21 protein-coding genes are annotated in these 19,532 nt (G+C 68.4%); 14 read left to right on the forward strand and 7 right to left on the reverse strand.

Going from position 1 to position 19,532, the window contains the following annotated elements:
- Positions 1-19: 19 nt before the first annotated feature.
- Entirely contained in the window at positions 20-1,051 is a 1,032-nt protein-coding gene (locus IB278_RS17720; RefSeq protein ID WP_192324571.1) for a class I fructose-bisphosphate aldolase, read from the forward strand.
- A gap of 3 nt (positions 1,052-1,054) precedes the next feature.
- On the opposite strand, the gene msrA is transcribed toward IB278_RS17720, so the two are convergent.
- From msrA to IB278_RS17745, 5 genes are all read right to left on the reverse strand, one after another.
- Entirely contained in the window at positions 1,055-1,756 is a 702-nt protein-coding gene (gene msrA, locus IB278_RS17725) for a peptide-methionine (S)-S-oxide reductase MsrA (RefSeq protein WP_145743735.1), read from the reverse strand.
- Positions 1,757-1,851: 95 nt separating this feature from the next.
- Positions 1,852-3,366, reverse strand: coding sequence for an alpha/beta hydrolase family protein (locus tag IB278_RS17730; protein WP_145743737.1), 1,515 nt, complete (start codon positions 3,364-3,366; stop codon positions 1,852-1,854).
- Positions 3,367-3,549: 183 nt separating this feature from the next.
- Positions 3,550-4,449: a transglutaminase family protein gene (locus IB278_RS17735; protein WP_225612985.1), complete on the reverse strand. Its 900-nt coding sequence runs from the start codon at positions 4,447-4,449 to the stop codon at positions 3,550-3,552.
- Between the two features lie 33 nt (positions 4,450-4,482).
- Positions 4,483-6,342 carry an FAD-dependent 5-carboxymethylaminomethyl-2-thiouridine(34) oxidoreductase MnmC gene (mnmC, locus tag IB278_RS17740; protein WP_192324573.1) on the reverse strand — a complete coding sequence of 620 codons (1,860 nt, stop codon included), beginning with the start codon at positions 6,340-6,342 and terminating at the stop codon, positions 4,483-4,485.
- Positions 6,343-6,349: 7 nt separating this feature from the next.
- Complete coding sequence (locus tag IB278_RS17745; protein ID WP_012748083.1) at positions 6,350-6,622, reverse strand: oxidative damage protection protein; 273 nt, start codon at positions 6,620-6,622, stop codon at positions 6,350-6,352.
- A 136-nt stretch (positions 6,623-6,758) separates the two neighbouring features.
- On the opposite strand from IB278_RS17745, the gene IB278_RS17750 reads away from it, so the two are divergent.
- The 13 genes from IB278_RS17750 to IB278_RS17805 all read left to right on the forward strand — a co-directional run bounded on the left by IB278_RS17750 (position 6,759) and on the right by IB278_RS17805 (position 17,771).
- Entirely contained in the window at positions 6,759-7,799 is a 1,041-nt protein-coding gene (locus IB278_RS17750; RefSeq protein ID WP_145743743.1) for a sulfate ABC transporter substrate-binding protein, read from the forward strand.
- Between the two features lie 51 nt (positions 7,800-7,850).
- Complete coding sequence (gene ssuE / locus IB278_RS17755) at positions 7,851-8,435, forward strand: NADPH-dependent FMN reductase (RefSeq protein ID WP_192324575.1); 585 nt, start codon at positions 7,851-7,853, stop codon at positions 8,433-8,435.
- Positions 8,436-8,555: 120 nt separating this feature from the next.
- Positions 8,556-8,690 (forward strand): hypothetical protein, encoded by a 135-nt coding sequence (locus IB278_RS34080; protein ID WP_261380295.1) that lies wholly within the window; start codon positions 8,556-8,558, stop codon positions 8,688-8,690.
- Positions 8,691-8,724: 34 nt separating this feature from the next.
- Entirely contained in the window at positions 8,725-9,681 is a 957-nt protein-coding gene (locus IB278_RS17760) for a sulfonate ABC transporter substrate-binding protein (RefSeq protein ID WP_192324577.1), read from the forward strand.
- Positions 9,681-9,830 carry a hypothetical protein gene (locus IB278_RS17765; protein WP_186454174.1) on the forward strand — a complete coding sequence of 50 codons (150 nt, stop codon included), beginning with the start codon at positions 9,681-9,683 and terminating at the stop codon, positions 9,828-9,830. The genes IB278_RS17760 and IB278_RS17765 overlap by 1 nt, the downstream gene beginning before the upstream one ends.
- A 22-nt stretch (positions 9,831-9,852) precedes the next feature.
- Positions 9,853-11,022: an FMNH2-dependent alkanesulfonate monooxygenase gene (ssuD, locus tag IB278_RS17770; RefSeq protein WP_192324579.1), complete on the forward strand. Its 1,170-nt coding sequence runs from the start codon at positions 9,853-9,855 to the stop codon at positions 11,020-11,022.
- An 8-nt stretch (positions 11,023-11,030) separates the two neighbouring features.
- Positions 11,031-11,885 carry an aliphatic sulfonate ABC transporter permease SsuC gene (gene ssuC, locus IB278_RS17775; protein WP_145743751.1) on the forward strand — a complete coding sequence of 285 codons (855 nt, stop codon included), beginning with the start codon at positions 11,031-11,033 and terminating at the stop codon, positions 11,883-11,885.
- An 11-nt stretch (positions 11,886-11,896) separates the two neighbouring features.
- Positions 11,897-12,871: an aliphatic sulfonate ABC transporter substrate-binding protein gene (locus IB278_RS17780; RefSeq protein ID WP_145743753.1), complete on the forward strand. Its 975-nt coding sequence runs from the start codon at positions 11,897-11,899 to the stop codon at positions 12,869-12,871.
- Entirely contained in the window at positions 12,868-13,698 is an 831-nt protein-coding gene (locus IB278_RS17785; protein ID WP_145743755.1) for an ATP-binding cassette domain-containing protein, read from the forward strand. Before IB278_RS17780 ends, IB278_RS17785 begins: the two co-directional genes overlap by 4 nt.
- A gap of 38 nt (positions 13,699-13,736) precedes the next feature.
- Positions 13,737-15,023, forward strand: coding sequence for an O-acetylhomoserine aminocarboxypropyltransferase/cysteine synthase family protein (locus IB278_RS17790; protein ID WP_145743757.1), 1,287 nt, complete (start codon positions 13,737-13,739; stop codon positions 15,021-15,023).
- A gap of 62 nt (positions 15,024-15,085) precedes the next feature.
- Entirely contained in the window at positions 15,086-15,301 is a 216-nt protein-coding gene (locus IB278_RS17795) for a TOBE domain-containing protein (protein ID WP_007829250.1), read from the forward strand.
- Between the two features lie 114 nt (positions 15,302-15,415).
- Positions 15,416-16,330, forward strand: a complete 915-nt coding sequence (epsC, locus tag IB278_RS17800; RefSeq protein ID WP_192324581.1) for a serine O-acetyltransferase EpsC — start codon at positions 15,416-15,418, stop codon at positions 16,328-16,330.
- A 73-nt stretch (positions 16,331-16,403) separates the two neighbouring features.
- On the forward strand, positions 16,404-17,771 hold the full coding sequence (locus IB278_RS17805) for an NAD(P)/FAD-dependent oxidoreductase (protein WP_145743761.1): 1,368 nt from the start codon (positions 16,404-16,406) through the stop codon (positions 17,769-17,771).
- A gap of 4 nt (positions 17,772-17,775) precedes the next feature.
- Here IB278_RS17805 and IB278_RS17810 read toward each other — a convergent pair whose 3' ends face one another.
- Both IB278_RS17810 and panE read right to left on the reverse strand, forming a co-directional pair.
- Complete coding sequence (locus IB278_RS17810) at positions 17,776-18,453, reverse strand: Asp/Glu/hydantoin racemase (protein WP_145743763.1); 678 nt, start codon at positions 18,451-18,453, stop codon at positions 17,776-17,778.
- Positions 18,454-18,466: 13 nt separating this feature from the next.
- Entirely contained in the window at positions 18,467-19,402 is a 936-nt protein-coding gene (gene panE, locus IB278_RS17815) for a 2-dehydropantoate 2-reductase (RefSeq protein WP_145743765.1), read from the reverse strand.
- Positions 19,403-19,532 lie beyond the last annotated feature (130 nt).

Genomic DNA, 19,532 nt, shown 5'->3' on the forward strand with positions numbered 1-19,532 from the left:
AAGCGAGGGTCTCAGCATCATGACTGCACAGGCATTGGTCGACACCGCCCGGGCGCTGGTCGCCGGCGACAAGGGCTTGCTCGCGATGGACGAGAGCAACGCCACCTGCCACACGCGCTTCGTGAAACTGGGCATTCCCCAGACCGAGGACGCGCGGCGCGACTGGCGCGAGCTGATCGTCACCGCGCCGGGCCTCGGCGCCTGCATCAGCGGCGCGATTCTCTTCGATGAAACCATCCGCCAGCGAACCAGCACGGGCGCATCCTTCGTCTCGGTGCTCAGCGGCGCGGGCATCGTTCCCGGCATCAAGGTCGACACTGGCGCGAAGCCGCTGGCGGGCCATCCCGGCGAGACGGTCACCGAAGGCCTGGACGGCCTGCGCGAACGGCTGGCCGAATATGCCGGCATGGGGGCTCGCTTCGCCAAATGGCGCGGCGTCATCACGCCCGGCCCCGGCCTGCCCAGCCGCGCATGCATCGAGGTCAACGCCCATGCGCTGGCCCGCTATGCGGCCCTGTGCCAGGAGGCCGGACTCGTTCCCATCGTCGAGCCTGAAGTGCTGATGGAAGGCGACCATTCCCTCGCGCGCTGCGCGGAAATCACCGAAGAGACGCTGCACGCGGTGTTCGCCCAGCTGCGCCTGCAGGGCGTGCTGCTCGAAGGCATGCTGCTGAAGCCCAACATGGTGCTGCCGGGGCAGGACAGCCTGAAGCAGGAGAGCGTGGAAGAAGTCGCCGACGCTACGGTGACCTGCCTGCTGCGCACCGTGCCCGCGGCCGTGCCGGGCATCGCTTTTTTGTCGGGCGGCCAGTCGGCACAGCTTGCATCGGCCCGGTTGAACGCCATGAATGCGAGATCCGGCTCGCGCCTGCCGTGGGCGCTGGCGTTTTCCTATTCGCGCGCGGTCCAGCAGCCGGCGCTCGACGCCTGGAAGGGCGATGCCGCCAACGTTGCCGTGGCGCAGCAGGCGCTGGTGCACCGCGCCCGCTGCAACCAGGCTGCGCGCCGCGGCGCCTACGATGCGCGGGCGGATGCGCCGACGCCAGGCTGAGCTTCAGCCGCCCTTTGCCGCATTCACCAGCACGGGCGTCGGCCGATAGCTCTCGGGAAACAGCTTCTTGAGGCCTTCGATCTTCGGCAGATCGTTGAACACGATGTATTCGTTGCCTGGATGGCGTGTGAGGAAGTCCTGGTGATAGGCCTCGGCCGCATAGAACGGCTTCCCCATCTCGATGGTGGTCGCCAGCGGCTTGCCGAAGGTCCTGGCCTGGTTCAGCTGCACGATGTATGCCTTCGCGATGTGGGCCTGTTCGGCGTTCTCGGCAAACACGGTGGAGCGGTATTGAGGCCCTGTGTCCGGTCCTTGCCGGTTCAGCTGGGTCGGGTCGTGCGCCACCGAGAAATAGATCTGCAGCAGCTTGCCGTAGCTGATCTGCCGCGGGTCGTAGGTGATGCGCACCGCTTCGGCGTGGCCGGTGCGGCCCGAGCCCACGTGCTCATAGCGCGCCGTCTTCGCGTCGCCGCCGGCATAGCCCGACACGGCGTTGTTCACGCCCTTGACGCGCTGGAACACGCCTTGCACGCCCCAGAAGCAGCCGCCGGCGAACACGGCAGTGTCGTACTTCATGGTGGGCGAGGCCGGCAGGTCGATCGCGGGTGCCGGCACGCGCCGGGCCGGCTCTGCGAACGAAGGCGCGGCATGCCAGGCCAGCGCCGCGGCGGCGAGCATGCCGGCGGTGAGTGCGGGGAATCTCATGGGCTGTCCTTGAAGAAGGCTGGATGCCAGGCCGATGGGAGCGACATTGCCGCTGATTCCAGCCCACGTCAATGTTCGGCTGCCGATCACATCGCTCAGGGCGGGCAGGGGCGTGCGGCGGCCGCGCCCGGACGCGTGGCCTTGCTGGTGCTGCTTTCGTCCACCGTGCCGAGCGGGCGCGTGAACGTGCAGCCATAGGCCGGGTCCGCCACCGTGGCGGCGGTGACCACGTCGTCGCCCGCCGGCTTCACGCCGTCGCGCTCCCACTTGACCATGGCATCGAAGGCCTCGACCTGTTCGGCGATCGTGAAGTCGCAATGCGAGATGCCGCGCACGGCGCGCTGCACCAGCCAGCCGCCGTTGCCCTTGGCCGCCACGCGCTGGTGGTAGATCTGCTCCATGCTGAAGGGCACGTACAGGTCGCCCAGCGTGTGCAGCGTGACCACCGGGATCCTGAACTCGCCGTTGGCCTTGGGAATCCAGCGCAGGCCATCGGTGCGCAGGCGGTTGGCGTCGGCCGCCGCGCTGAGCTTGAGCACCGAGGCATTCAGCGCCGTGGTCCCCGGCACATCGCCGTCGATGGTGTAGGTGAAGCGGTTGGTGTCGAGCGTGCTCCGGTTCAGGATGCCGTTGACCGTGCCGTCGCTGCCGAACACTCCCCATACCGCCGCGAACGAGCCGCCCTGCGTGAAGCCGAGGTCGAACATCGGCCGCTCGCCGCCCGTGAGGTTCTTCACCACCGAGCCGAACTTCAGGCCGGTGGCCGTGGGCGTGCCCGGGAAGGCGGTGTACAGCGTGCCCGTGACCTGCGCCCGGATGTCCAGCCAGTTGACGGTCGGGTACTTCGGCAGCCCCGCGAGCGCCTGCGCGGCGACCTGCGCGCCCGCGAAGTAGTCGAACAGCTCGGTGTCGCCCATCACGCCGCACATCGGCACCGCGCCGTGGTACTTCAGCTTGTGGTTGGCAGTGGCGAAGGCCTCGTCCTCGATGGCCGCCGCCGTGATGTGGCCGCCCATCGAATGGCCCGTGATGTAGATCCTCGAGGGCGCCGCGAGCTCGCGGCCGTTGGCCTTGGCGATGGCATTGAACTGCAGGGCCAGCGCGTTGGTGTCTTCCACGCCCGCGCGCACGTCGTAGAAATTCTTGCTGTAGCTCGAGGCGGCCCAAGCGTAGCCGTTCTGGATCAGGTGGCGCCGGATGGAGGGGTTGTTCACCTGCAGCACGTTGCTTTCCCCGGCGTAGCCGTGCGCGTACATCACGAGCTTGCCGTTCCAGTTGGCGGGCACCTCGACGTGGTACTGCGCGCCGCCGAGCATGCCGGCCCAGCGGCTGGTGGTGGTGTTGTCGACGGTGTCGCCTGCATCGGGAGCCAGCGCCGCGAAGGTGGTGGCCGCGGGGTCGGCGGGGGCGAAGGAGTTGCGGCTGTCCTGCAGCCGCGTTTCTTCGGGCGGCGGGGGTGGCGCAGGTGGAGGAGGCGGCGCCGGCGGCGCGGGTGCCGGCGCCGGCGGCAGTGGGGTGAAGGCGAAGCCGTTGCCGCCGCCGCCCCCGCCGCAGGATGCGACGGCAAGGCTGGCTGCAAGGGCAAGAAATGTCAGGCGCGCGGAATGCATGGGATGTCTCTCTCTGTTCTTGTGTTGTTGGGAAGAAGCCCGGCGCAGCACAGCCTTGCGCGGCCGTAGAGAACGACCGTGCTATTTCGCTGGACCGGCGGCGCAGCGTAGGGGCGTTGCCGGGCGCACCGGCCCGGGCTTTCCCGTAGCTGCTATCTCCTGCGCGACACCGCGCGCGGCGTGTCAGCCCTTGCGGCGCGTCACCACCACCGTGGCTTCGAGGCCGTCATAGGCCTCGGCATCGCCATACCAGCTGCCCGAGATCGGCGCGGCCTGCGCCGGGTCGCGCGTGACCCCGACGCGGATCAGCTGGCCGCTGCCCATGAGGTTGTTGGTGGGATCGAAGGCGAGCCAGCCGATGCCCGGCAGGTAGGCCTGCAGCCAGGCGTGCGTGGTGCCGGCGCCGGTCATCGATTCGCCGGGCGCCTGGGCCGCGCGGTCGAGCGCGGCGTCGTACAGGTAGCCCGAGACGAAGCGCGTGGCAATGCCCAGGCGCCGCGCGGCCTCCATCATCAGCAGCGCGTAGTCGCGGCAGCTGCCGCTGCCGAGCGCCAGCGTCTGCAGCGGCGTCTGCGTGCCTTCCTCGTCGCGTGCCTTGTATTCGAGGCTCTGGCCGATGTGCGCGTTCATGCGCGCGAGCACTTCGCGCGTGCTGTTGGGCTGGTCGATGTGCAGGAACTGGTGGGCCCAGCGGATCAGCGTGCCGTTGGCATCGTCGTCGTGGTGCGGGCGCAGGTAGTGCTCGAGGTCGAGGCGCTCCTGCACCGAATAGGCGAAGGGCAGGAACTCGGCGGCCGGATCGAGCGCGAGCTGGTCCTGCTGCGCCGGCACGTGCTCGATGGTGAAGGAGCACACGATGCGCAGCTCCGTGGCCTCGCCCATGGGCTGCACCAGCGCGACCGAGTTCGAATGCGGGTCCTGGATCAGCCGCGTGAACGACTCGGGGCTCACCTGCAGGTCGGTGGCGAGCACGCGCAGGTCGTGGCTGTCGCGCGGACGGAACATCACCCGGTGCAGGCCGAAGGTGACCGGCTTCCTGTAGCGGTAGACGGTGGTGTGGATGATGTCGTATTGGATGGCCATGCGCTGCATTCTGGGGCCTTGGCGCGGCAGCGCCTACGCTTGCGTTCGATCGGTCGCGAGCGCCTTGGCCAGATTGGCCGGCAGCGGCAGCGGCTCGCCATGCCATTGCGCGGCCAGCAGCTCGGCGCACAGGGCCGCGAAGCTCAGGCCGCGCGAGCCCAGCGCGGTGCAGGCCCAGGGAGCGGGTGCATCGGACGCGCCATCGGCATCGAGCGGGCCGACCAGCGGCCGGCGGTCGCCCGATGCGCAGCGCACGCCGACCCAGGCGCGGGCCTCGCCGCGGTCGAGGCTCGCGGCCAGCGCGGCGGCCGCGGCGGGGTGCAGCCGCTCCAGGCGCTCGCGGTTGGCGGCGGCATCGGCGCCGTTCGGTTCGAGGTTGGCGCTGTCGCGGTCGAAGGTGGCGCCCGCCAGCCAGAGTTGGGCGCCATCGTCGGTGGGTACATGCGCGATCAGGTGGCCGTCGCCATTGATGGGGGTCGCAGGAAGCCCCTCATCCGCAGCCATGGCGCCCCTCATGACCTGGCCGCGCACGGGCTGCAGCGGAAGCCCTGGCGCGAAGCGGCCGGATTCGAAGCCCGCGGCGACCACCACGCGTTCCGCCTCGGCCAGCAGCTGGTCCGCCGCATCGAACAGCTGCCATGCGCCGCCGCCGTGCGCCATGCGCGCCACCCGTGCGTTGCCGCGGAACTCGATGCCCGGCCCGCGCAGCCAGGCCGTGATCAGCCGATGCGGCCGCACCCAGCCCGCGCGCGCATGCCAGAGGGCCGGCGCATCGGCCGGCAAGCGGGCCTGTGCCAATTGGGCGGCGCTCGCGGGCCACGACTCGTTGGGGCCACTGTCGCTCCACCCGGCGGGAACCCGCGCGTCGCCCTCGGGCCGGCGCTCCAGCACGCCGCTGGCGCGCCAGTCGCGGCCTTCCTCCAGCAGCCGTTCCAGTTCATGCCACGTCGCGCGGATGCCGGCACGCGTGAGCCGCGACAGCAGGGCATCGTCCGGCGAGACATGCGGTGCCATCACGCCGACCGGCAGCCCGGAGGCACCGGCGGCGGGGTGGCCCGCCGCGTCGAGCACCGTGACCTGCCATCCGCGCCGCGACAGGCTGGCGGCCACCGCCGCGCCGGCCAGCCCGGCACCGATCACGGCGCAGCGGCCCCGCGTTTCGATGTGCCCGGGTGCAGGGCCGCGGCGGCGAACCGTCCAGGCCGGCGCGAACACGCCGCCCAGGCAGTCGCGCTTGGGCGGCAGGCCCGGCCGCCTTTCGAGCTGGAAGCCGTTCTGGGAGAGCGCATCGCGCACCGCACGTGCATAGGTCCAGGTGGCCAGGCCGGTGCCCTGGCGCGCAAAGCGCGACACGGCCTTCAGCGTGTCGGGAGACCACATCGCGGGGTTCTGCTGCGGGCTGAAGCCGTCGAGGAAGATGCTGTCGGCCTCGAAGCGCTGCGCCCGCAGCATCGCCTGTACGTCGCCGATGCACAGCGTGAGCAGCACGCGGCCGGCGTCGAAGGCCAGCCGGTGAAAGCCCGGCAGCAGTCCGTGCCACTGCGCGGCCAATTGCTCGGCCAGCGGCATCAGCTCCGGATAGGCTCCGGCGGCGCGCAGCAGGTCTTCGGGCCCGACCGGATGGGCCTCGATGGAGACGAAGTGCAGCATCCGCGGCCGGTTTGCGTCGGCGCGCCAGGCCTGCCAGCTTGTCAGGAAATTGAGCCCCAGCCCGAATCCGGTTTCGAGAATCCGCCATTGAGGGCGTCCAAACCAGGCGGCGGGCAGGCCGCAGCCGTCCAGGAATACGTGGCGCGACTGCGCCAGTGCCCCGGTTTCGGTGTGGTAGATGTCGCCGAAGCGCTCGCTGTGCGGCACGCCGTCGGCGCGCCAGGCGACGGGCTCGGCGGCCAAGGCGGGCTCAGTTCGAGGGGGGGACGTAGCCCTGCGCGACGTCCGCGCCTTCGCCGAAGAAGTGCTTTTCCATCTGCCGGGCCAGGTACTGGCGGGCGCGCAGATCGGCCAGATTCAGCCGGTTCTCGTTGACCAGCATGGTCTGCTGCTTGAGCCAGGCGGCCCAGGCTTCCTTGCTGACGTTTTCCCACAGGCGCTTGCCCAGTTCCCCGGGATAGGGCGGGAAGTCGAGCCCTTCGGCCTCTTTGCCGAGCTTGATGCACTGAACCATGCGTGCCATTTTGATTGCCTCTGGTGGGGAAAGCGGTTGCTTAGTTGATTTGGCTATTTAGAACTGAGAACTCGGTCGTTCCAGTTTCCATATGTCGTATTGAGAATACGCAGCTTCATTGATATGCCTTTTTGAGCAAGACACCATGAGCCTTCGCCGCGACTTTATCAAGCTTTCCCTGGGTGCCGGCGTGGCCGGTGCCATGGCCCTGACGGCATTGCCGTCGTTCGCGCAGCAGGGCGCGGCGCCCGTGACGCTGCTCAACGTGTCGTACGACCCGACGCGCGAACTCTATGTCGACTACAACCGCGCGTTCGCCAAATACTGGAAGGGCAAGACCGGGCAGGACGTGACCATCAAGCAGTCGCACGGCGGCTCGGGCAAGCAGGCCCGCTCGATCATCGACGGCATCGATGCCGACGTCGCCACGCTGGCGCTGGGCGGTGACATCGACGCGCTCGCCACGCACGGCGGGCTCGTCAAGGCCGACTGGCAGAAGCGCCTGCCGCAGAACTCGGCGCCCTACACCTCGACCATCGTGTTCCTGGTGAAGAAGGGCAACCCCAAGGGCCTGAAGGACTGGGACGACCTGGTCAAGCCCGGTGTGCAGGTGATCACGCCCAACCCCAAGACCTCCGGCGGCGCGCGCTGGAACTACCTGGCCGCCTGGGAATTCGCCAAGCGCAAGTACGGCAGCGACGCCAAGGCCAAGGAATACATCGGCAGCCTGTTCAGGAACGTGCCCGTGCTCGACACCGGCGCGCGCGGTTCGACCATCACCTTCGTGCAGCGCGGCGTGGGCGACGTACTGCTGGCCTGGGAGAACGAGGCCTTCCTGGCGCAGAAGGAATTCGGCGCCGAGAAGTTCGAGATCGTGGTGCCGTCGATTTCGATCCTGGCCGAGCCCACCGTGGCAGTGGTCGACAAGGTGGTCGACAAGAAGGGCACCCGTGCGGTGGCCGAGGAATACCTCAAGTACCTGTATTCGGACGAAGGCCAGGACATTGCGGGCCGCAACTTCTACCGCCCGACCTCGGAGAAGGCCAAGGCCAAATACGACAAGCAGTTTCCCAAGCTCACGCTGGTGACCATCGACCAGGCCTTCGGCGGCTGGGCCAAGGCCGACAAGGAGCACTTTGCCGACGGCGCTTCGTTCGACCAGATCTACACCGCCAAGCAGAAGTAATTCGCCTCGCTCCCTCGAAGCGCACTCCCGAAGAAAAACCGAAAGCCTCCTGTGTCCGTTCTCCTGATTGCCGGCAGTCCCTCCGCACCTTCTCGTTCCACCGCCTTGCTCGAGGCCGTGGGCGAACGGCTGGCCGGGCGCGGCGCGCGTGTCGAGCGGCTCGCGATCCGCGAACTGCCGGCTCAGGCGCTGCTCCTGGCCGACTGGAACCATCCGGCCATCGAGCGTGCGATTGCGCAGGTGGCGCATGCGCGCGTAGTCGTGGTGGCGACGCCGGTCTACAAGGCCGCCTACAGCGGCTTGCTGAAGGTTTTTCTCGATCTGCTGGCGCAGAACGCGCTCAAGGGCAAGACCGTGCTGCCGCTGGCCACCGGCGGCAGCCCGCACCACATGCTCGCGCTCGACTACGCATTGCGGCCGGTGCTGCATGCGCTCTCGGCGCGCCATATCCTGCCGGGTGTCTATGCGACCGATTCGCAGATCACGCTGACGCCCGAGAACGCCTACCAGGTGCATGCCGACCTGGCTGAGCGGCTCAACGAAGCCGTCGAGGTGCTCACTACCGAAGGACTGAAGCTGCCGGCCACGCATGGCTTCGAGCCCGTGCCTTTCTCCAGGGTGCGATGTAGCGTCTAGAACGGGTTCCTGATCGAACCCGAGTCCGGCCAGCCCCATTTCCTGTTCCCGTTTTTTCAAGTCGCCGCTGCGCGGCGAGGGCGCAGCTTTGCCTGAAGTTCTTGCACAAGGAATCTACCCATGAACCCCGTTGCCACCGAAGACTCCGCGCTCGACACGCAGCCGCGCTCCATCTGGAAGGCGCTGCGGGACCTGGCCATCAGCACGATCGTGGTGACCGCCATCGCGCTCATCGTCGGCTTCATCTCGGCCTGAGGCCGCCTCCACCCGCATTCGAAAAGGACAGCCCATGACTTTCCTCTCCCTCCCGCGCCGCCGCCTGCTGCAGGGTGCCGCCGCCGCCATCGCAGTGCCTTCCTTCGCCGCGCTGGCCCAGGCGCCGGCGCGCCAGTTGCGCATCGGCCACCAGAAGGGCGCGCTGAGCATCCTCAAGGGCCGCGGCACGCTCGAGAAGCGCCTGGCCCCGCTCGGCGTGGCCGTGAAGTGGACCGAGTTCACCGCCGGCCCAGTGCAACTCGAGGCACTGAACGTCGGCTCCATCGATTTCGGCGACGTGGGCGAGGCGCCGCCGATCTTCGCGCAGGCCGCGGGCGCGCCGCTGGCCTACGTGGCCACCACGCTGCCGCGGCCCCAGTCGGAAGCGGTGCTGGTGCCCAGGGGCTCGGCCATCCGGACCGTGGCCGAGCTGAAGGGAAAGAAGGTTGCGCTCAACAAGGGCTCGAACGTCCACTACTTCATCGTCAAGCTGTTCGAGAAGCATGGCCTTTCCTACAGCGACCTGAACCTCGTCTTCCTGCCGCCGGCCGATGCGCGCGCGGCCTTCGAGAAGGGTTCGGTCGATGCATGGGTGATCTGGGACCCGTTCCTTGCCGCCGCCGAAAAATCGCTCGAGGCCCGCGTCCTGGCCGACGCGACCGGTGTGGTGGGCAACCGCGGCTACTACTTCTCGTCGCTCGGCTACGCCGCAAAGAATGCCGACGTGCTGGCCATCGCGATCGAGGAGATCAACAAGGTCGATGTCTGGGGCACCGCCCACAGGAACGATCTTGCCGCTGAGTTCGCTGCCCTGTGGGGCCTGCCGAAGCCGGTGGCCGAACTGACGGTGGCGCGCGCGGCCTATGGCACCAGTCCCATCAGCAAGGCTGTGCTCGCCGAGCAGCAGAAGATCGCCGACACCTTTTTCGACCTGAAGCTGATCCCCCGAAGGATCAGCGTGCTCGAGGCCGCTGCGGCGGGCATCGCGTGATGCAGGAAGCCTTGCGCCATCGCGCCGCCCGCGTGCTCGCCACGACCACGCGCGCCTGGGGCATTGCCGAGCCGCGGCGCCTGCGGACTGCATTGCCGCGCTCGCGCTGCGCGCTGCCCCGCGTGCGCGGCGTCTTCTTCGCAATTTGACGCAGCACCACCGAAAGACGACATGCAGATATTCTGGTTTCTCCCCACCCATGGCGACAGCCGCTATCTCGGCACCAGCGAAGGCGCGCGGCCCATCGACCTGGCCTACCTGCAGCAGATCGCGGGCGCGGCCGACAACATCGGCTACGAAGGCGTGCTGATTCCCACCGGCCGCTCGTGCGAAGACCCGTGGGTGATTGCCTCGAGCCTGATCGGCGCGACGAAGAAGCTCAAGTTCCTGGTGGCGGTGCGGCCCGGCCTGCACCAGCCCAGCCTGGCCGCACGCATGGCCGCGACCTTCGATCGCCTGTCGGGCGGCCGCCTGCTGGTGAACCTGGTCACCGGCGGCGACCAGGCCGAACTCGAAGGCGACGGCGTGTATCTCGACCATGCGGCGCGCTACGAGCAATCGGCCGAGTTCATCCGCATCTGGCGCGAGATCCTCGCGCGCAGCCATGGCGGCCAGGCCTTCGACTACGAAGGCCGGCACCTGAGCGTGAAGGGTGCGAAGCTGCTCTATCCGCCGGTGCAGGAACCCTATCCGCCGGTGTGGTTCGGCGGCTCGTCGGCTGCCGCGCACGAGCTCGCGGCCGAGCAGGTCGATGCCTATCTCACCTGGGGTGAGCCGCCCGCCGAGGTGGCCAGGAAGATTGCCGACGTGCGCAACCGCGCCGCGCGCAAGGGCCGCACGGTGGAGTTCGGCATCCGGCTGCACGTGATCGTGCGCGAGACCGACGACGCCGCATGGAAGGCCGCCGAGGAACTGATCAGCCGCGTCGACGACGAGACCGTGATCCGCGCCCAGGCCGCCTTCGCGCGCATGGATTCCGAAGGCCAGCGCCGCATGGCCGCGCTGCATTCAGGCGGCGCGAGGCGCTCGCGCGCCGAGCTCGAGATTTCTCCCAACCTCTGGGCCGGCGTCGGCCTGGTGCGCGGCGGCGCGGGCACCGCGCTGGTGGGCGACCCGCAGACGGTGGCGGCGCGCATCGAGGAATACGCGGCGCTGGGCCTGGACAAATTCATTCTCTCGGGCTACCCGCATCTTGAAGAGGCCTACCGCTTCGCCGAGCTGGTGTTCCCGCTGCTCTCGCGCAAGGCACAGGCACGGCTCGCGGGCGGATCGCTGAGCGGGCCGTTCGGCGAAGTGGTCGCCAATCTCGATGCGCCTTCGCGCCTCGTTTCCCAAAGCTGAGGAACTTCATGACGGAACAAGTACAGGAACTGCCGGCGGTTGCGCCTTCTTCGGAAGAAAACGCCGGCGGCGCGCTCAAGGCCTTCGGCGCCAGCGTGGTGGTTCGGCTGGTGCCGTGGCTGGTGCCGGTGGGACTGATCGTCTTCTGGCAGATCGCTTCGTCGCTGGGCTGGCTCTCCACGCGGGTGCTGCCGGCGCCGGTGGACGTGGTCAAGGCTGCCTGGGCGCTGGCCGTATCGGGCGAGCTCTGGACGCACGTCAAGGTGAGTGCGGGCCGTGCGCTCGCGGGCCTCGCCATCGGCGGCGGAACGGGGCTGGTGCTGGGCCTCTTGACGGGCTCGGTGAAGTTCTTCGAGACGCTGCTCGACTCGACCATCCAGATGGTGCGCAACATTCCCGCGCTGGCACTCATTCCGCTCGTGATCCTGTGGTTCGGCATCGACGAGTCGGCCAAGCTGTTCCTGATCTCGGTGTCGGTGTTCTTCCCGATCTACCTCAACACCTTCCACGGCATCCGCAACGTCGATCCGCAGCTGATCGAGATGGGGCGCACCTACGGCCTCTCGCGCTGGCAGCTGTACCGCGAGGTGATCCTGCCCGGCGCGCTGTCGTCGATCCTGGTGGGCCTGCGCTTTTCGCTGGGGCTGATGTGGGTGATCCTGATCGTGGCCGAAACCATCTCGGCGCAGGCCGGCATCGGCTACCTCACGATGAACGCCCGCGAATTCCTGCAGACCGACATCGTGCTGGTGGGCATCCTGCTGTATGCGCTGCTCGGCAAGCTGGCCGACCTGTTCGCGCGCGGGCTGGAGCAATGGTGGCTGCGCTGGCATCCCGGCTATCAGAAAAAGACGGCGAAGTGAGGGCCGGGCGCATGAAGAACATCATTTCGCGACGCGCGGCCATCGCCATGCTGGGCGCACTGGGCGCCGGTGCCGTGTTCGCGCAGGGCGGGGCCGCGCGGCCCGTCACCGTGCGGCTCGGCTACCAGAAGTCCTCGACGCTGATCGCCCTGCTGAAGGTGCAGGGCACGCTCGAGAAGCAGCTTGCCCCGCTCAACGCCACGCTGAGCTGGCACGAGTTCACCAGCGGGCTGCCGCTGCTCGAGGCCCTGAACCTCGACAACCTGGACATCAGTGCCGACGTGGCCGACACCGTGCCGGTGTTCGCGCAGGCTGCCGGCGCCGACCTGACCTTTGTCGCGCAGGAAGCGCCTTCGCCCGCAGCACAGGCCATTCTCGTGCGCGAGGACTCGCCGCTCAGGTCGGTGGCCGATCTCAAGGGAAAGAAGGTCGGCTTCGCCAAGGCGGCCGGCGCGCACTACCTGCTGATCGCGGCGCTGGAGAAGGCCGGCCTGTCCTTCAGGGACATCGATCCTGCCTACCTGACACCGGCCGACGGCCGTGCCGCCTTCGAGCGCGGCGCCATCGACGCCTGGGTCGTGTGGGATCCATTCCTGGCGGCTGCGCAGCGCCAGGCCAGGGTGCGCGTGCTGGCCGATGGCACGGGCATCGCCTCATACCAGCGCTACTACCTCGCCAGCACCAAGTTCTCGAAGGCGCGCCCGGACGTGCTGCGCGTGGTCTATGCCGAGCTCGAGAAAACCGGCCGATGGGTCAAGCAGAACCCGAAGGATGCCGCGGCGCTGCTGTCGCCCGTCTGGGGCCTGGACGCGGCAACGATCGAGCAGGCCAACGCCCGCCGCAGCTACGCGGTGCGCCCGGTGGTGGCCGAGGCGCTGGTCGAACAGCAGCGCATCGCCGATGCCTTCTTTGCGGAAAAGCTGCTGCCGAGAAAGATCAACGCGCTCGACGTGGCGCTCTTCCAACCGGGCCTCAAATCATCATGAATGCCGTTCTGAAAGACACACGGCCGCTGGCCATCTCGGGCGGCGTTCGCCTGGAGGCGCGCGGCCTGCACAAGCGCTATGGCGAGCGCGAGGTGCTGCGCAACACGCAACTCGCCATCGAGCCGGGGCAGTTCATCGCCATCGTCGGGCGCAGCGGCTGCGGCAAGAGCACGCTGCTGCGGCTGGTTGCCGGGCTCGAGAAGGCCAGCGCCGGCGGGCTCTTCACGGACGGCAAGGCCATCGACGGCCTGCACGACGACACCCGGATCATGTTCCAGGAAGCGCGCCTCCTGCCCTGGCGCCGGGTGCTCGACAACGTGACGCTCGGCCTGCCCGACGAAGCCAAGGCACGGGGCAAGGAGGTGCTCGCGCAGGTGGGCCTGGCCGACCGCGAGAACGAATGGCCGGCGCGGCTGTCGGGCGGCCAGCGCCAGCGGGTGGCGCTCGCACGGGCGCTGGTGCATCACCCGCGCCTGCTGTTGCTCGACGAGCCGCTGGGCGCGCTGGACGCGCTCACGCGCATCGAGATGCATCGCCTCATCGAGAACCTGTGGCAGCGCCACCGCTTCACCGCGCTCTTGGTGACGCATGACGTGCAGGAGGCCGTGGCGCTCGCGGACCGCGTGATCCTGATTGAGGACGGGCGCATCGCGCTCGACGAGAACATTGCGCTTGCCAGGCCGCGCTCGCAGGGCGACCCGGCGTTCGCGGCCATCGAGAAACGCATTCTCGACCGCGTGCTGCAAAAGCCCGGCGAGGCCGAATCCGCCGCCACGGACGCCAGCTGGCTGCAGCCCTCCGCGCACACGCTGCGCTGGGCGATCTGAATCCATCGTTCATCCAATCACAACGAAAAGGCAACCGCATGTCGCAGAACTGGAAATTCGAAACCCTGTCGGTGCACGCCGGCTATTCGCCCGAGCCGACCACGCGCGCCGTGGCGCCGCCCATCTATCAGACGGTGGCCTATGCCTTCGACAGCGCGCAGCACGGCGCCGACCTGTTCGACCTGAAGGTGCCCGGCAACATCTACACCCGCATCAACAACCCGACACAGGACGTGCTCGAGCAGCGCGTGGCGGCGCTCGAGGGCGGCATTGCGGCGCTCGCGCTGGCCTCGGGCCAGGCGGCCGTGACCTATGCGATCCAGACCATCGCCGAGGCCGGCGACAACATCGTCAGCAGCACCGCGCTCTACGGCGGCACCTACAACCTGTTCGCGCACACGCTGCCGCAGTTCGGCATCACCACGCGCTTCGCGGACCACCGCGATCCAGCGAGCTTCGAGAAGCTGTTCGACGAGAGGACCAAGGCCGTGTTCGTCGAATCGCTCGGCAACCCGGCCGGCAACGTGACCGACATCGCGGCCATCGCCGAGATCGCGCACCGCCACGGTGTGCCGCTGATCGTGGACAACACCGTGCCTTCGCCGTACCTGAGCCGGCCCATCGAACACGGCGCCGACATCGTGGTGCACTCGCTCACCAAGTACCTGGGCGGCCACGGCACCAGCATCGGTGGCGCCATCGTCGATTCGGGCAAGTTCCCGTGGGCCGAGCACAAGCAGCGCTTCCGGCGCCTGAACGAGCCCGACGTCAGCTACCACGGCGTGGTCTACACCGAGGCGCTGGGCCCGGCCGCCTACATCGGCCGTGCGCGCGTGGTGCCGCTGCGCAACACCGGCGCGGCCATCTCGCCGTTCAACGCCTTCCTGATCCTGCAGGGCATCGAGACGCTGGCGCTGCGCATGGACCGCATCAGCAGCAATGCGCTTTCGGTGGCCCAGCACCTGAAGACGCACAAGGCCGTCAACTGGGTCAACTACGCGGCGCTCGAAGACCACCCCGACCATGCATTGGCGAAGAAGTACTTCGGCGGCCGCTCCAGCGGCGTGCTGACCTTCGGCATCGGCGCCGGCCGCGAGGGCGGGGCGAAGTTCCTCGATGCGCTCAAGCTCTTCACGCGGCTCGTGAACATCGGCGACGTGCGCTCGCTCGCCACGCACCCGGCCTCCACCACGCACCGGCAACTCTCGCCAGAAGAGCTGGCGCGGGCCGGCGTCACGGAAGACACCGTGCGCCTGTCGGTCGGCATCGAGCACATCGACGACCTCGTTGCCGACCTCGACCAGGCGCTGGCTGCCGCCGGGTGACCGCCTTGCCCTTGTTTCTCCTGCCCGAACCCTTCCTTCAACCCCAAAGAGAAAGAAACACCATGTCCATCCAAGCCATCAACGTCCGCAACCAGTTCAAGGGCAAGGTCCGCGAGATCATCCGCGGCGACGTCGTCTCCGAAGTCGACGTCGAAACCGCCTGGGGCATCGTGACCTCGGTCATCACCACGCGCTCGGTCGACGAACTGCAGCTCAAGGTGGGCTCCGACGTGGTCGCGCTCGTGAAGTCGACCGAGGTTTCGATCGCGAAGCTTTGACGATCCCGGGGCTTGCGAACAACCCGGGTGCCACCGTGGCGCCGGGTTTTCAGTTCTTGGCACATCGGCCATGGGCTTCTACAGTGTGATCTGCACAACGCCCGGAGAGAAGCCATGGCCAATTTCGAAGTAGGCGACATCGTCCGCGCGCTGCACGCCGCGCGCGATGAATGGCGCGATTCGCAGCGCCGCTCGCGCGAGCCCGGCACGCGCGAGTTTCCGTCGCGCGATGCGCTGGCGCAGGTCATCGAATCGCTCAAGGGCGCGCTGTTTCCGATGCGGCTCGGCCCGCCCGACCTGCGCCACGAGAGCGAGGATTTCTACGTCGGCCACACGCTGAACACCGCCCTGCAGGCGCTGCTGGTGCAGGCGCGGCTGGAACTCAACTACAACGCCCGCCACGAGCCGCGCCCCGCGAGCGAAGTCGAAGGCCTCGCCACCGAGGCCATCCGCCAGTTCGCGAACGCGCTGCCGGGCCTGCGCCGCCTGCTCGACACCGACGTGCTCGCCGCCTACCAGGGCGACCCGGCGGCGCGCAGCGTGGACGAGGTGCTGCTGTGCTATCCCGGCGTGCTCGCGATGATCCACCATCGGCTGGCGCACGAGCTCTACAAGCTTGAATTGCCGCTCCTGGCGCGCATCGTGGCCGAGCTCGCGCATGCGCAGACCGGCATCGACATCCACCCCGGTGCGCAGATCGATGCGGGCTTCTTCATGGACCACGGCACGGGCGTGGTGATCGGCGAGACGGCGATCATCGGCAAGCGCGTGCGCCTGTACCAGGCCGTCACACTCGGCGCCAAGCGCTTCCCGACCGATGCCGACGGCAACCTGCAGAAGGGCCTGCCGCGCCATCCGGTGGTGGAAGACGACGTGGTGATCTATGCCGGCGCCACCATCCTCGGACGCGTGACGCTGGGGAAAGGCGCCGTCATCGGCGGCAACGTGTGGATCACCGACAACGTGCCCGCGGGCGCGAGCGTGACGCAGGCGAGCCTGCAGAACGCGCCGAAGGCGAACGCGCCATAGGAACGGCACCGAGGAGCGGGCGGCTTCGGCCGCGCTATGCTTGGCCGTTGTCAACTATGTAGCTTGCCTTCGCATGTCATTGCCTCAAGCCACTTCCTCCATTTCTTCCGCCCCCCCGGCGGGCGACGCGTCCTGCGACGTGCTCGTGATCGGCGGCGGCCCCGCAGGCTCCACGATTTCCGCGCTGCTCGCGCAGCAGGGCCGCAAGGTGGTGCTGCTCGAGAAGGCGCATCACCCGCGCTTTCACATCGGCGAATCGCTGCTGCCCGGGAACGTCGAGCTGTTCGACAGGCTCGGCGTGCGCGACCAGGTTGACAAAATCGGCATGCCCAAGTTCGGCATCGAATTCGTCTCGCCGGAGCACGAGCACCGCAGCTATGTGGAATTTGCCGAAGGCATGGACAAGTCGCTCGATTCCGCCTGGCAGGTGCGCCGCTCGGAACTCGACGAACTGCTGTTCCGCAATGCCGCCACGCGCGGCGCGCAGACGCTCGAAGGCTGCAAGGTGCGCGACGTGGCCTTCGACGCCGATGGCGCCACGGTGCAGGCCGAGATGGACGACGGTGCCAGGCGCAGCTGGCGCGCCCGCTTCGTGGTCGATGCCACGGGACGCGACACGTTGCTGGCCAACAAATTCCGCTGCAAGGAAAAGAACCCCGACCACAACAGCACGGCGCTGTTCGGCCACTTCACCAACGCCGAGCGGCTGGAGGGCAAGAAGGAAGGCAACATCAGCATCTGCTGGTTCCCGCACGGCTGGTTCTGGTTCATTCCGCTGGCCGACGGCACCACCAGCGTGGGCGCGGTCTGCTGGCCGTACTACCTGAAGACGCGCGACAAGCCGCTGAAGGAGTTCTTCTACGACACCATCGCGCTGTGCCCGGTGCTGGTGGACCGGCTGAAGCACGCGACGCTGGTGGACGATGCGGTGCACGCCACCGGCAACTTCTCGTACTCGAGCACGCACGCCACGGGCGACCGCTACCTGATGCTGGGCGATGCCTTCACCTTCATCGACCCGATGTTCTCGTCGGGCGTGTACCTCGCGATGCACAGCGCCTTCGACGGCGCCGAGCTGGTGGCCACCGCGCTCGACCGGCCGGCCGAGCTGGCGCTGGTGAGAAAAAGCTTCGAAGCCATGATGCGCAAGGGACCGCGCGAATATTCGTGGTTCATCTACCGCGTGACCAACCCGACCATCCGCGACATGTTCATGCACCCGGGCAATCCGTTCCGCGTGAAGGAGGGGCTGATGTCGCTGCTGGCCGGCGACATCTACCGCGGCACGCCGATGTGGCGCGCGCTCGGCATGTTCAAGTTTCTTTACTACTTCATCTCGATCACCCACCTGCGCCGCACCTGGGCTGGCTGGAAGCGGCACCGCTTCAACATCCGCGACATGGGCGCACTGAAGGGCGAGACGATCCTCAAGTCGGAGTAGCGACTCAGGTCGCCCACGCCGAGCGCGAGGCGCGCAGCGTGGCCACGGCATGCGCCACGCCCGGGCCGGGGCTGCCGAGCACCTCGATGCCGAGGTCTGCGAGCTCATCCGCAACGGGGGCCATCGAGGCCTGCGCCAGCACCACCACGTCGGCGCCGGTGGCGGCGCTTCGGATCGCACCGGAGAGCATCTCGATGTAGCCGGCCGTATCGCCGGCCTCGAAGTGCGGCCAGGCCCCGGCGACCAGGAGCGTGCTCGGCCGGACGCCGACGCCGGCCTGCGCAGCGGCCGAAAGAACCAGCGCGGTGGTCGGCTCCAGTGTGCTTTCGAGCGCCGCTGCAATCAGCACGCGCGGGCCGGCGCGCACGGCGCGGTCGGCCATCGCGCGGTCGATGCGCTGGGCTGCGAAGGCGCCGCCTGTCGGGGTTTTTTCCGCGACTCCGCCGATGGTCGAGCAGGTGCATGCCACCACGGCGGCGCCCTCGGATGCCGCCTCGCGCATGGCCTCGTGCACGCGCGCGGCCAGCATCGGGTTGTCGATGCCTAGGGTGCGGGCTTCGTGCAGCAGTTCCTCCATCACCAGGTGGCGCACCTCCAGTTCGGGCGCGATCTCGCGGGCCAGGCGCTCGAAGGTCGGCACATGGGCCTGCGCCGTGTGGAGGAAGGCGATGGCGTCGTTCATCGAGACGAGAGGCTCAGGCCGCTTCGCGCGCGCGCCGCGCCTCGTAGGCCTTCAGGTGGACGTAGGCCGTGCGCAGCACCGAAGGCACCGAGGAAGAAGAGGCGGCAGGCGCGCGGCCGAGCAGGTCGCCGACGATGTGGTCGGCCTCGATCGGTGCGCCGCGCACGATGTCCTTGTACATGGAGGCGGTCATAGGGGAGCCCGGCGCCGTCATCATGGCGCGGCCGCGCTCGACGGCGGCCGGGCGCGGCGCGAAGCCGTTGTGCGCGGCAATGGCGCAGCATTCGTCGAAGATCGCGAGCGCCACGTCCTGTCCGCCCGCGCTCGCAATGTCGCCGATGGACGCGCGCATCAGGCTCGTGAGCCCGGCCGCCGAGGCGATGAAGACCCACTTCTCCCACATGTCCTGCGAGATGTTCTCGCTCGGCGTGGCATCGAACTTCGCGCCCGCGAACTGCGCGGCAATGGCATCGACCCGCGCCGAGCGTCCGCCCGCGCGCTCGCCGAAGGCAAGGCCGTGCATGTCGTTGAGGTGCAGCACGCGGCCCTCGTCGTCCAGCGTGGCAGAGATCATGCACAGGCCGCCGAGCACGCGTTCGCTGCCGAAGCGCTCGGCCAGGCGGTCGATGTGGCTCATGCCGTTGAGCAGGGGAAGAATGACCGTGCCGGGGCCGACGGCCGGCGCGAACGACGCCATGGTCGCGTCGAGGTCGTAGGCCTTGCTGCCGACCACGACCACGTCGAAGGGCGCCTTGATGTCCTCGGCCAGCAGGTGGGGCGGCGAGGGCAGTTGCAGGTTGCCGAACGGGCTTTGAACCACCAGTCCGGTCTTCGCGATCTGTGCCGCGCGTCGCGCTCGCAGCAGAAAGGTGACGTCGCGTCCTGCCTCCAGCAGCCGGCCGCCGAAATAACCACCGAGTGCACCGGCACCCACCACTAGAAATCGCATCGTGAACTGCTCCTGGGATCAAAGGTCTCGGGCGATGATGCACGCGATTGCGCAAGCCTGCTGCGCATGCCGCAAAGCCGGGGCGGGGCCCAAGAGCTTTTCTGGAAAAGGTCTTGGGCGCTTCGCATAA

The organism is Variovorax sp. VRV01 (genome assembly GCF_014852545.1).
GTDB lineage: Bacteria > Pseudomonadota > Gammaproteobacteria > Burkholderiales > Burkholderiaceae_C > Variovorax > Variovorax beijingensis_A.